General features: G+C 43.1%; 10 protein-coding genes. All 10 read right to left on the bottom strand.

Features of this window, described 5'->3' with window-relative positions:
* Positions 1 to 219: 219 nt before the first annotated feature.
* Positions 220 to 996: a TIGR00282 family metallophosphoesterase gene (locus tag LLF78_07070; GenBank protein MCE5202255.1), complete on the bottom strand. Its 777-nt coding sequence runs from the start codon at positions 994 to 996 to the stop codon at positions 220 to 222.
* A 10-nt stretch (positions 997 to 1,006) separates the two neighbouring features.
* A complete protein-coding gene (gene rny / locus LLF78_07065) occupies positions 1,007 to 2,542 on the bottom strand; it encodes a ribonuclease Y (protein MCE5202254.1) in 1,536 nt (511 codons plus the stop codon).
* Positions 2,543 to 2,737: 195 nt separating this feature from the next.
* Positions 2,738 to 4,831 (bottom strand): ATP-dependent DNA helicase RecG, encoded by a 2,094-nt coding sequence (gene recG / locus LLF78_07060; protein MCE5202253.1) that lies wholly within the window; start codon positions 4,829 to 4,831, stop codon positions 2,738 to 2,740.
* Positions 4,803 to 5,453 (bottom strand): DivIVA domain-containing protein, encoded by a 651-nt coding sequence (locus tag LLF78_07055; GenBank protein MCE5202252.1) that lies wholly within the window; start codon positions 5,451 to 5,453, stop codon positions 4,803 to 4,805. The genes recG and LLF78_07055 overlap by 29 nt, the downstream gene beginning before the upstream one ends.
* Positions 5,454 to 5,576: 123 nt before the next feature.
* On the bottom strand, positions 5,577 to 6,653 hold the full coding sequence (locus LLF78_07050; protein MCE5202251.1) for a hypothetical protein: 1,077 nt from the start codon (positions 6,651 to 6,653) through the stop codon (positions 5,577 to 5,579).
* A 30-nt stretch (positions 6,654 to 6,683) separates the two neighbouring features.
* Positions 6,684 to 7,778: a DegT/DnrJ/EryC1/StrS family aminotransferase gene (locus tag LLF78_07045; GenBank protein ID MCE5202250.1), complete on the bottom strand. Its 1,095-nt coding sequence runs from the start codon at positions 7,776 to 7,778 to the stop codon at positions 6,684 to 6,686.
* Positions 7,779 to 7,782: 4 nt separating this feature from the next.
* Entirely contained in the window at positions 7,783 to 9,264 is a 1,482-nt protein-coding gene (locus LLF78_07040) for an ATP-grasp domain-containing protein (protein MCE5202249.1), read from the bottom strand.
* Positions 9,265 to 9,270: 6 nt separating this feature from the next.
* The gene (locus tag LLF78_07035; GenBank protein MCE5202248.1) at positions 9,271 to 10,572 is read right to left on the bottom strand and encodes a hypothetical protein; all 1,302 of its coding nucleotides are present in this window, start codon (positions 10,570 to 10,572) and stop codon (positions 9,271 to 9,273) included.
* Between the two features lie 30 nt (positions 10,573 to 10,602).
* On the bottom strand, positions 10,603 to 11,490 hold the full coding sequence (locus LLF78_07030) for a pyridoxal-phosphate dependent enzyme (protein MCE5202247.1): 888 nt from the start codon (positions 11,488 to 11,490) through the stop codon (positions 10,603 to 10,605).
* A 326-nt stretch (positions 11,491 to 11,816) separates the two neighbouring features.
* A complete protein-coding gene (locus LLF78_07025; protein MCE5202246.1) occupies positions 11,817 to 12,755 on the bottom strand; it encodes a glycosyltransferase in 939 nt (312 codons plus the stop codon).
* Positions 12,756 to 12,760 lie beyond the last annotated feature (5 nt).

Raw genomic sequence — 12,760 nt, 5'->3', positions numbered from 1 at the left:
TATCTGCTTTAGAATAACAAGTGTCAGACAAATTTATTTTTAATCGTATTTTATTGGATATACTTTGATTATAAAACGATATTCGCATAATTTTCATTTAAAATATTTATAAAAAACGTAAATACAATCGATAAATATTTTAAAAATAATAAAAATTTACGGGAGATACCATAAGCAGGCATCCCCCGTAACATACTGATTGTTTAAAAAGAACCGTTTCTACCGACAAGGGATATTGACCCGACGAATGTCCATTCCCCGCCCGGTTTCTTCATCGATATCAACAACCACTGCCTGGAACCTTACATCTTCATCGCATATTTCGAACTTGCCCGGGATCCCGTACAGAAATTTCGGAAGTACAGAATCAAGTGTCATGCCTATTATGCCTGCGTGTCCTCCAGTCATCCCCACATCGGAGATGAATGCCGTGCCCTGCGGCAGAACTTCCTCATCTGCCGTCTGAACATGTGTGTGTGTGCCTGCAACCGCTGAAACCTTCCCATCAAGCCAGCATGCAAGTGCACGCTTCTCTGATGATGCCTCCGCATGAAAGTCCACGAATACAGCAGGAACTTCCGACTCAGATATAAGCCTCTCCGCCCTGCGAAACGGACAGTCCAGCGGCGGCATGAATGTCCTTCCCTGAAGACACATTACGGACAGGCGTTTCCCGTTTTTTTCATAGACGGCAAAACCTCTCCCCACCGTCCCCTCCGGGTGGTTCGCGGGACGCAGCACTCTCGGTTCACTGCTCAGAAACGGGATAAATTCTTTTTTATCCCAGACATGGTTGCCGTTTGTCAGGATATCTATACCCATGGAAAAGAGCTCATTCATCACACGCTCCGTAAGACCAAAGCCGGCAGCGCTGTTTTCTCCGTTTGCTATGATGAAATCGAAATTCCCAAACTCCTGACGCACAACAGGAAGAGTCCGCGCTACCGCATTCCGCCCCGGACTGCCCATTATGTCCCCTATAAAAAGAATGCGCACCGCGCGTCACCTACTTTGCGTAATCCACGACCCTTGTCTCCTTTATAAGCGTTACCTTGATCTGTCCGGGATACCGCATTTCTTCTTCTATCTTCCGTGCAATGTCATAAGCAAGCTTCTGCATAGCTCCTTCGTCCGTAACAGAAGGGGCTACCGCGACACGGACCTCGCGGCCCGCCTGAATAGCGAACGCCTTGCTCACGCCGCTGAACGTTTTTGCAACTTCTTCAAGTTTCTCAAGCCTTTTTACATAAGCATCAAGGCTCTCGCGACGCGCACCTGGGCGCGATGCGCTTACCGCATCTGCGGCAGCGACAAGCACAGCATAGATAGTCTGCGGTTCCTCATCTTCATGGTGCGCCGCAATTGCGTTGACAATATCAGGAGCTTCTCCGTACCTCTTTGCGATATCGGCACCTATCTTTGCATGAGGCCCCTCTATCTGATGGTCGACAGCCTTGCCTATATCGTGAAGGAGTCCTGCCCTGCGAGCTTTGATCTCATCAAGTCCAAGCTCCGCTGCCATTATGCCGGAGAGGTGCGCGACTTCAAGGCTGTGTGCCAATGCATTCTGACCGTAGCTTGTACGGTAGCGCAACTGTCCGATTATATTCGTAAGTTCGCCATGCATATTCTTGATACCGGTCTCAAGCAACGCCTGTTCCGCCGTTTCAAGAATCTGTATCTGCACATCCTTCTCGGCACGCTCTATTATTTCCTCAATGCGGGCCGGATGGATGCGGCCATCTACGACAAGTCTTTCAAGCGAAAGACGTGCAACCTCGCGCCGTACAGGATCAAAACTGCTTAAAGTTACGGCCTCGGGGGTATCGTCAACAATCAAATCCACACCGGTGAGAGTTTCAAAGGTCCTTATGTTGCGTCCTTCGCGTCCGATGATGCGCCCCTTCATCTCATCAGACGGCAGGTTTACTACACTGACAACAACGTCGGAAGTAAATTCTACACTGCAGCGCTGTATCGCCGTAGCTATTATCTCCTGCGCCTTGCGGTCAGCCTCACGTTTCGCCCTCTCTTCAAGCTCCTTGAGTCTGAGCCCTATAAGGTGATTCGCGTCAGCCTCGACCTCAGCAAGCAACAGATCCCTTGCCTGTTCGCGCGTCAGCTGTGCTATCTGCTCAAGCTTCGTGATAAGTTCCTGCTCACGCTCGGCAAGCTGATCCAGCTTTTCCTGTGCCTGCTCGTGGCGTGCCCTTAGTTCTTCTTCCTTGCGGCTGATATTTTCAATCTTTTTATCCAGGTTCTCTTCCTTCTGTTCCAGGCGACGCTCCGAGCGCTGAAGCTCGTTGCGGCGTTCCTTTGTATCCCGATCCAGTTCCTGTCTCAGTCTATGGATCTCTTCCTTGCCCTCAGAAATTATATCGCGCTTTATCTGTTCTGCTTTTTTTGCAGCTTCTGAGAGAATGCGCTCAGATTCGGAAAGAGCCCCCTGATACTTCTTCTCTGAACTATTTTTGTGGTACACAAATCCGATCAAGGCTCCGACCGCAAGCCCTGTTATTACACATAACAGTACTGTTATCATCACTCTTTATCACCTCAGTTTCAATTGTCATGGTTCGGTTGATCTCTTGCATGTACAGGTAAAACTCTGAAGCTCTATTGACATCTTCCGCATTTAATCATTGCCTGTTGCTTTGTGTTTCACACCGATCCCATGTATTGTACATAAAAAATGCCGGATTCACAAGTGGTCACACAGTGGAACAGACAAATCCGATTATCCTATGCCAAGTGTTCCCCCGAGGTCCGTCCGCAGCTTATCCATAAACAGGCGGCCTTCAGAAAGCTCATGGTCCCTTGCGACCCATTCGTACGCGTCCTCCCTTGCTTCAAGAAGAAGCTGCATGTCCCTGGCCGGATCTGCCACCTTGAATTCGGTCATTCCGTGCTGTGATGCACCGCTAAGTTCCCCCGCTCCGCGAAAGGCAAGGTCGGCCTCTGCGATTTCAAAACCGTCATCAGTCTTCAGCATTACAGCAAGGCGCTCCGGTATCTCGCCATCAAGGCTCCGCACAAGCAATACACATACTCCGCGCCTGTCACCGCGCCCCACCCGCCCACGAAGCTGATGCAGCTGCGACAGTCCAAACTGTTCGGGCGATTCAATCACTATCACTGTGGCTTCGGGCACATCTACGCCAACTTCGACTACGGTAGTACCTATAAGTATCTTTATTTCACCGCTGCGAAATTTATTTAAAACCGCATCTTTCTCTGCGCTGTCCATGCGTCCATGCAGCAGCCCTACACCAAGAGGCCCCAAATATCTGGCAATAAACGAATATCTATCTTCTGCTGAAGCGACATCAGGCGTTCCGTCGCATTCAACCCTCGGGCATATCCAGTAAATATGTCCTCCGGCACACGCTTCGTCCGCAATGAACCGCAACAGGATCCTCATCTTCTTAGCATCTATGATACGCGTCTCTGTCTTAAAACGCCCCTTTGGTTTTTCTTTCAGTACAGAAACATCAAGGTCTCCGAAAACACAAAGTGCGAGTGTGCGCGGTATGGGCGTAGCACTCATCATGAGCACATGCGGAGCAGGGTAACGGTCCAGCATGACCGCACGCTGCATTACGCCGAATCGCTGCTGTTCGTCTATTATCACGACCCCAAGATTTTTAAATCCAACGCCGCCCTCAAGCAGCGCCTGTGTGCCGACTATCACAATTGCTTTTCCGTCGGAGACCGATCCAAGAACAGCACGGCGTACAGGCACGCTCTGACCTCCCTTCAGCATAACGCAACTGACCCCTAAAGGAGAAAGCCATTTAACGCACTGAGAATAAAGCTGCTCCGCCAGAGCCTCTGTGGGAGCCATCAACGCAGTCTGTACCCCTGTATCTGCGGCAGCTGCAGCAAGTCCTATGGCCACAAGCGTCTTGCCGGCGCCAACATCCCCCTGCAGCATACGCGACATTGGAGAATTCACCGATGTGTCCGCAAAAATTTCATCCAGCGCATTTTCCTGCGATTTAGTCAGTTCAAACGGTATTGAAGCACGGAATTTTCTGTAAATATCTCCGTTCGGCAATATTATGGGTGATGGATGCCCATTTTTTAATGACTCCCTGCGAAGTGCCAGTCCTGTCTGTACCAGTAAAAACTCTTCGTAAGCCAGCCTGCGTCTCGCCTCTTTCCATTCCGCTCCCGAGCATGGACGGTGCATTGCCCGGAGCGCATCGCGAAGCGGCATAAGGTTACGCTTTTTCATGATGAACGGCGGCAGAGTCTCCTGCACAGAAGGGATCATCCCATCCAGCAGATCTTCCATAAAATGCCTGAACCACCTGACAGGAAGCCCTGCAGTCGAAGGATAGATGGGGATTATACCTGTAAAGCTCCTGCCCTCCGCTTCATTTTTAAGGACCTCAAACTCAGGATTCGACATCTCAAGTCCGCCTGAACGCAAAGAGGGGACTCCGTATAGTGCTGCAAAGGTCCCCTTTTTCAGAATATATTCCATGCCTTTTCTGTTGAACCACGATGCCGACAGTACTCCGGTTTCGTCGTGAAACCGACATACTACCAACTCAAGCCCCGGCTTCTGCAGACTTCTGCGTTCAATCTCGTCCACTATCGCAAAGACTGCCGCCGCCCTGCCGGGTACAAGCCCGCTGATTTTAGAGACGCTGCGCCTGTCTTCATAACGCCTCGGAAAAAGCCAAAGCAAATCCTTTGCCGTTGCAGCGCCAAGAACGGATAGAAGCTTAGCGCGCTTCGGCCCTACCCCGCGCAGTGAGTTCAGCGGGACGGAGAGAATATCGTTCTCGGACGGATCAGCCGTTCTCCGTGCCGTCCTGTCCATTCAGCACAATTTTAGGGTCTATGCCAAGCATATTGTATGCGGTTTCCAGATCTCGCCTGCCTGCCTCTGGTGCAAACCCAACAGGCTTCTCAAACCCGACAGACTTCTCAGGCTCATCTTCGTCCATTATGCCTTCAAGAACACTTTCGACCGCCCCTGCAAGTGGAGAGCCTGATACGCACTGGTTAAGGAGATTTTCATACTTTGCGAGTATCCCTCTGATCTCCTGCTCATAAAGAGATCTGATGTTGCGTATCTGAAGTATCCCGTCGCGGAGTTTATCAGCCTCGCAGACGGCATCGCGGCATATCTCCTCCGCGCGGGCCTCCGCGTCTGAGATTATCTTGGCTGCCTGATCCTTTGCACTTCTGACCCTTTCATCTGCGCTCTTCTGCGCCATAAGAAGAGCTTCATGAAGCACGTCCTTCATTTTTTCGTATTCGGCAAGGCTCTCCTGCTTAGTAAGCAACTCGCGTTCAAGATCCTTGTTCCTCTGCATATAAACCTGAAGGGTCTCGGCTATATGATCAAGGAATTCATCAACTTCCGCCGCATCATAACCTCTTATACTCTTCTTGAATGACTGATTGACCACATCAAGAGATGTCAAAAGTTCCGCCACACACCCCACCGTCCTTTTTCATAAGCGGATACATTCCGTCCGTAGATCCCATGGTGAGAAATAATTTGCCCCGTTGATCATACTAGACGATACATGTCAGTATACTTTCAAAATCATCCGCGGCTATGCAATATCTCTCTTGCCTGCTTCTTCCAATATCCGTTCTGACATTTCCCCGAAAAAAGGCCCGGTACAAAATTGTATATTAATTCCGGGGTTTTTGAGATTATATTCTATCAATACAGGTTCGCTGTCTCTATCCACGGTAAAATCCCAGGCAATGATTCCAAAATGCGGGAATCTGGGATGAAGTTTTTTGATAGTATCAACGATCTTGCTATATGCAGGTATTGTTATAACGTCCTTTTCTGCCACATCTGACTTACAATTGTGTATGAGCCGTCCATGTCCGTCATATCCGCCGGGTCTGACTGTCCCATCATATCCAATTTTGAATCCAATACCGCCGGACGACAAGTTGTCAACTACTGAACCTTCTTTGCCTATCCGTAATATAGAGGCGAATATATTAACCTCTCCGTCAAAATACCAGCTCATAATCCTTATTGTGTTCACCGAAGTCATATTGAATGCCGACAATATCGGGTGCTGCCGGACTACTCTCTGCACTACAAAATTTCTGCCATAGATACTAAATATTTTGTCTGCATCCACATTCTTCTCATATAACCTTACGTTATGCCCGCCGGATGAATTAATAGAGGGTTTAACAATAACTTTTTCTTCATTGTGTAAAATATCTGCAGCAATTCGAGGGGTTATCAATTGAAAATCATGGTCATAAAACATACCGTTGATATTACGCAATACCGTGTGCGGCATTTTCACCCCTTTACAAAATAAATCGTAATATGATTTATCATCCCATCCATCTGAAAGCCCTATATTATTAAAACGTGCCACTATCTGGTTTCGAAGATAAATGTCAACAAAATATGGAGATTTGATACCGGTAGTCGCATAAAGCAGATGATGCCAACGATAATATTTATCGACTACATTAAAACCGTGCTTAGCATACAATGCGTCTATTTCCTTCTTTTGTCCCGGCGTCAACCTTGGGATTTGCAAACCGATCTCTTTTTCATATTTCCGTAAAATTACTTCAGTTCTGTATACACGGTAAACTTTTTTTATATGCATACAGCATTTACTTAAAAATCTTGTCAGACCGGACATTTCATTTCCCCCCCCCTTGGTCTGTCTCTCCTATTGCAATATTATATCGCAAATCATGTCAACATCACTCAGGTCCAAATCAGCATAAATAGGTAAAATAAGCACTCTTTCAGATATATAGCGGGCAACGGGAGTAATTTTTGAGTCAAATCTTCCCCTGTAGCATTCAAAATTGCTTGTAAGAGGATAAAAATATTTTCTTGTAAATATATTCTCTGACTTCAGTTTGTCATAAACCTCATCGCGGCTAAATTTAAATCCATCAAAAAGCACGGGAAGATACGCGTAGTTGCTTTTCACCCCTTTTTGCCGGCTAAAAAGCCTTATACCTTCCACACCACCAAGATGTTCTGTATATCTTTCTGAAACTTTTTTTCGTTTTGAAATTTCCTCATCTATATGCCTGAGGTTGCAAAGACCCATAGCCGCCTGAAATTCGTTCATTTTTGCGTTACCACCGACAAATTCGACAGACTCAGGCCCTGCAAACCCAAAATTCTTCTGACAATTCAGCCGTTTTTTCAGATTTGCATCCTTAAACACTACAGCCCCCCCTTCAATCGCATTAAAGACCTTCGTTGCATGGAAACTGAATATTGACGCATCCCCAAAATTCGCTACCCCAACCCCATCCGACATCACACCAAAGGCATGAGCGGCATCATAGATCACTTTCAGCCCATGTTTTTTTGCAATACGTTCGATATCATGCACATTGCAGATATTGCCGTATATATGCACGGGGATTATCGCAGTGGTTTTTTCTGTGATAAGAGATTCCAGCTTTGTAACGTCCATCGTAAAATCATCGGGACTAATATCACAGAATACCGGCATCAAGCCGCTGCGTACTATAGCGTGGGTAGTTGAGACAAACGTAAACGGTGTCGTTATGACTTCACCGGCAAGTTCAAACGCAGCGATCGCATTCTCAAGCGCGAGATGCCCGTTGACAAAGAGCTCTATATTCCCGGCACCGAGATACCGCAAAAGCTCAGCCTCAAAGCGCTTGTGCTTTATTCCCATGTTAGTCAGCCAATGGCTCTCCCAAAGATCTCTTATTTCTTCGACATATTCCTCCATCGGTGGCATAGACGAGCGGGTTACGAGTATCCGGGGTCTCATATATTTATACCAGTTTTTTTATCATGTATATGTTGCCATCTACCAAATATTCGCTGACAGTATATCCATTTTTCCCATAAAAAGCTATTGCCGTAGTGTTAAAATTATGTGTACTCAATTTGACATACTTCATACCATTAGTCCTTGATATTTCCTCGACTTTAGTCAAAAGCAACTTACCGATACCGTGTCTTTGGACTGATTCATCAACGGCTATAATTGTTAAATAAGCAATATAATTCATGGTATCATTTGCATAAAATGAAGCAAAGGCCCTTATATTATCATTAACATCTGTAATTCTAAGAACAATTGCATTATTTTGTAGTTTATTAACATAATTATCAAGATTTTCGATTTTATCAAGCAATGTAGGATAAAAATAATTATTAAATTTAAGCAATAAGTTAGATATATCATATTGTGATTTTACTATTTTAACATTATATTTATCACCCAAATAGCATTTTCCATGTGAAGAAATTTGTATGACATTCAAGTTTTTATGCGATACTATTCCAAAATTTTCATGTAAAATTGTTTTGGATATTTGTTCATTATTAAGCCATTTTATGATAGCCAGCGGCAAATTCACCCCGGCCAAGTGGCTGAACGGATATCCTCCTCCGAACCTGGCATTCATTTCCAGCAAATACGGGGTATCGCCTACCATAAATAAATCCACATCCAAAATTGCAATATGTTTCAGCCTCTGACTTAAAATACAACCAAGATTTTTCAGAATAATATTGTCAACTGTTTCTGCACAATCAGTTTCTCCTGAGCGCATAGAATACTTTTTTTTTACTATCGTATTCTGATAACGGCCATTAAGGTCATTAATCACATCCATGCCGTATTCCTGCCCATTAAGTTTCTCCTGAATCAATACACCTTTATCCAATCTATTATGGGTCTCATATTTCAAATATGACGATATGATTTTTTTTTGAGCTTTGCGATATAACACCCTGAGCTCTGACTCGTCATCGGCTTCGAAGACAGCGATAGATCCCATTCCCCAGCGGGGCTTGATTATCACAGGAAAAGAAATTTTTCCCTGCGCAACATCACATAAGGCATCTTCAAGGGAAAGATACGTTTTGGGGACTGCAATATTATTCTCACGACAAAAATTGTATGTGTGCCACTTATCGTTGCATATCCCAATGGCCTCTTCACCTGAAAGTATCAATCGTACTCCGATATTTTCGAAAAGGTGCCTGTTCGTCGAAAGTATAGGGAGATCGATATCAAACAACGGGATCAATGCATCAATATTATTGAAAAGGCAATAATCCAACATGAACTGAATATAAGATTTATCATAAATTATTGGTGTCACTACATTTCTGTCGGCATATTCAAATGCTGGCGAATGTGGCTCGCTGTTGGCAGCATGGATGATGCCCTCTCCGTTCAGAGCTTCTTTAAAATATTGGATCAGGTAACTGCGTCTCCCAACAGACGTAAACAATAAATTCATCTCTGATCATTCCTTGTATTGCGGTGCTTCCTGAATGACACTCTTGCGTTTACCGGAGGCAAGCACCGGGATCTCATCAACATATTCAACATTAATTACAGCATCATGCCCGATAAAATCCCTTTGCATATCCAGGCACTTCGCTAATATATTTTCTGCCGGAGAACCGTTTATTTTTAAAATATATTCACTTAAACCTGTTTGTATAAATTGAAATTGTCTTACATTATTACATATTCTAAGATTTCTGGCAATAATATGAGGCGATACCGGTCTTTTAGATGTATCGTATATCATATCTATCCGTCTTCCGTACAATTCGCTCAATATAGGCCAGCCATTGCTTGCCTTATTACCGGGAATCATTATACCTACATCGCCAGTATCATACCTGATCATTGGATTGGCATAATTAAACAGATCTGTAACCACTATTCTGCCTAATTCACCAAAATTTGCACTATGGTCATTATCTAATCTGAGTATCTCAAAGACATAACTTCCATGATTCAAATAATACTTTTTATCGCCCGGCATTTGCTGCCCCAGGACACCATTCTCCTGGTTAGAATAACGTTCCACTATGCTGCATCTAAATATTTTTTCCAGGCTGGATCTGGTTGCATCGTCCAAAGCTTCCGCGCCGGTTATAATAGTCTTAACATAAAAATGATCATCAGTATCTATATTATACTCAAGCCATTTTACAAAAACGTTAAGTGTTGTTGCATATGCAAGAATAGTGCTTATTCTTTTTTTTATAAGCATTTTTTTAATCTCGTACATCTCTTTGTCTGTCATTGTTGATATTTCTACACACAATATATTTTGCATAAAAGATTCAAATCTAGATTTTTTATCTTTTTGCCAAATTCTAAATTGTGCCATTCTTTCATGACTATTATAACCACAACGTTTACCAAATAACTTCAATTCAGCAATTACACGATTGCGTTTTCGTATATCCTGCACAACTGAAAATGGAATTCCGGTGGAACCACTAGTTATTTGAACATGATAATCTTTATTAAAACATTTTGACATAACAGCAGCCTTATTTTCTAATAATAATGCCCTATTCATTACAGGATAGACAGATAAACTACACCCATCGTATCCCTTATAAAAATCAGTGTCTGTTACGACATGGGATAACAAATCATTCAGGTATTGCCTGATTCGGCGTTCTCCTTTTTCTTTATCGTCCAATATATATTCTATATCCTGATATTGTTCACGGACTTGCGATCCGTGGAAAAAATCGTTCAACCAATAAAGATTTCTGCGTATAGTCCCACCTATGCTCATTATGTCATTCTTCCTTCTTAATATTACCCATCATTCACTATCAGAATAATCGAATAATATTTTCTGCATTGTATCGAAAAAAATCGGAAGTCCTCCGGAATGCAAAAATAATATATTCTTATTTTGTACATTATTTTCCTTCAGATAATTTATCATTCCGTTAAAAGCTTTTCCTGTATATATAGGATCAAGTGCTATCCCATCCAGACGAAATACATCTTTGACAGTTTGTATAATTTTTATGGAATATTTCCCATATCCCCCATACAAATATTTATCCTCAAAATATATTTTATTTATAATTTTACCGGTATATCCTGAAATATATTTAAAAATTTTTTCTCTACCTTGTTCTTTACTGTGGGCAATGGAAATCCCGACAATATTTTTATTGCATCCATTTGCCAAATCTCCACATATTATCGCGGACTGCGTCAATCCAGTCCCGCTTGCCAAAAAAATATAATCAAAAAATACATGGTTTTCCGATTCGTATCTCACGATATCGGCATATGCCTCCACGTATGCTTGTATGGCTATATTTTCATTGCCATTCCCATATATATCACCATAAACATAATATGGTTCCATCCCCAATTTTCTGGAATCATAGAGTACCTGTGCGATCGTTAAGGCTACATTGTCCTTTGAGCAGAAAATAATTTTTGCCCCTGTCATCCTAACCATTGCCTCGTTGTTTGTTTCATTTTCTTTATCTATGTGCTCAATTGAAGAAACTATATAGCAGGGGATCCCTCTTGACGCACTCAAATTTGACACTGCTCTGCATAAATTTGACTGCCTGTTTCCATATGCTATTATACAGTCACAATGTTTCCGTTCCATATCCTCAAAGTATTTTAGGGCAATCCTGACTTTGTTCCCTCCGAACGAGAAAGGGATCAAATCATCACGCATAATATAATAGTTATTCCTGCTATCATAACTATGTATCTGATGAATAATCGTATTGATCTTTATTTTTTTCACCTGCTTAATTAGTATAACTTTTTTAAAATATTTATTATCAATAAAGCAATATTATTTATAATATATATATTATTACTGCTGTCCGAAATATACAAAAACAGATCCGGTTGCAGCAAAGTTTTTCTGTAGTATTTTTTACAAATTTGAAATCAGGTTGCCGACGCGGCATAATAGCTGATTTTTCTTGATATAGCTACTGGGGTCGACCTTCGTAAAAATTTATCTTGGACACGTGTGGATATTATAATTTATATTTACTTATGTGTCATCTTACGCCAGCAGCGATAGATATGAATCGACAGTTTTGACTTGATATATGCCAGCTCGCTGCATACAGCGATAAATATATTCGTTCCCGATATTCCAAGCTTTCGCTTGATACGAAAAGCATGTATTTCGCACTTAGCCGCCATGAACTGTACGATCCTGTGGTATTTATGTTCTGTAAATTCATCGAAACTTTTATACATATCCACCATTGCCTCTTGGTGTTTCAGTTGGGTTTCCAAGGGGCCGTCTCCGACTCTTGATGTCCATGAATCTGGAACTCCGGCCCGATAGTTTGACATGTTGTCGTGAAAATAATAAGTCTCACCTTTGCTGGCCAGAAATATGTGCAGCGGTACATCACCGACGGGAGATTTTGCAAAATACGGAGGCCTCTCAAAAGCAAACACGGAAGGGTATACTGTAGATGCCGTTGCACAGAAACCGCCGCCGTAGAAAATGATATCCTCCGCCGGGACACTGCGGTCATATTTATACCTGCGCCGTTCCTTGATGAATTCCCCAGTCCTGCTTATATCGCTAGAGGCGTGGATACACAAAGTACACTTCGGGTTCTTTTCCATATAGCCGATCTGTTTCTGTAATTTTCTCGGATCCGTCCAGAAGTCATCGCCTTCACAGAGAGCTATGTATTTCCCGCGTATAATAGGATATATGAAAGTTGATGATATTTTTACACCTTTGGAATATTGATTTTCTTTTTGAAGAATGGGAATAATATTTGGATTTTTTTCAGCGTAGCCTCTGATTATAGCTACTGTACCATCCGTTGATGCGTCGTCATGAATGATAATTTCATAAGGGAAATCTGTCTCCTGCATCAGAAACCCTTCGATTGCGTCTTTTATATATTTTGCATGGTTGTAAGTCGTGCAGCAAATGCTGACAAGCGGCTGAGTTTCCATTTTAT

The sequence above is a fragment of the Synergistaceae bacterium genome, from assembly GCA_021372895.1.
Classification (GTDB): domain Bacteria; phylum Synergistota; class Synergistia; order Synergistales; family Synergistaceae; genus JAJFTP01.
This window is presented reverse-complemented; position numbering and strand designations above follow the sequence as displayed.

Bases quoted from the DNA above. Each gene is read 5' to 3' on its own strand.
- rny (MCE5202254.1), bottom strand. From the start codon at position 2,542: ATGATAACAGTACTGTTATGTGTAATAACAGGGCTTGCGGTCGGAGCC.
- recG (MCE5202253.1), bottom strand. From the start codon at position 4,831: ATGGACAGGACGGCACGGAGAACGGCTGATCCGTCCGAGAACGATATT.
- LLF78_07050 (MCE5202251.1), bottom strand. From the start codon at position 6,653: ATGTCCGGTCTGACAAGATTTTTAAGTAAATGCTGTATGCATATAAAA.
- LLF78_07045 (MCE5202250.1), bottom strand. From the start codon at position 7,778: ATGAGACCCCGGATACTCGTAACCCGCTCGTCTATGCCACCGATGGAG.
- LLF78_07040 (MCE5202249.1), bottom strand. From the start codon at position 9,264: ATGAATTTATTGTTTACGTCTGTTGGGAGACGCAGTTACCTGATCCAA.
- LLF78_07035 (MCE5202248.1), bottom strand. From the start codon at position 10,572: ATGAGCATAGGTGGGACTATACGCAGAAATCTTTATTGGTTGAACGAT.
- LLF78_07030 (MCE5202247.1), bottom strand. From the start codon at position 11,490: ATGCGTGATGATTTGATCCCTTTCTCGTTCGGAGGGAACAAAGTCAGG.
- LLF78_07025 (MCE5202246.1), bottom strand. From the start codon at position 12,755: ATGGAAACTCAGCCGCTTGTCAGCATTTGCTGCACGACTTACAACCAT.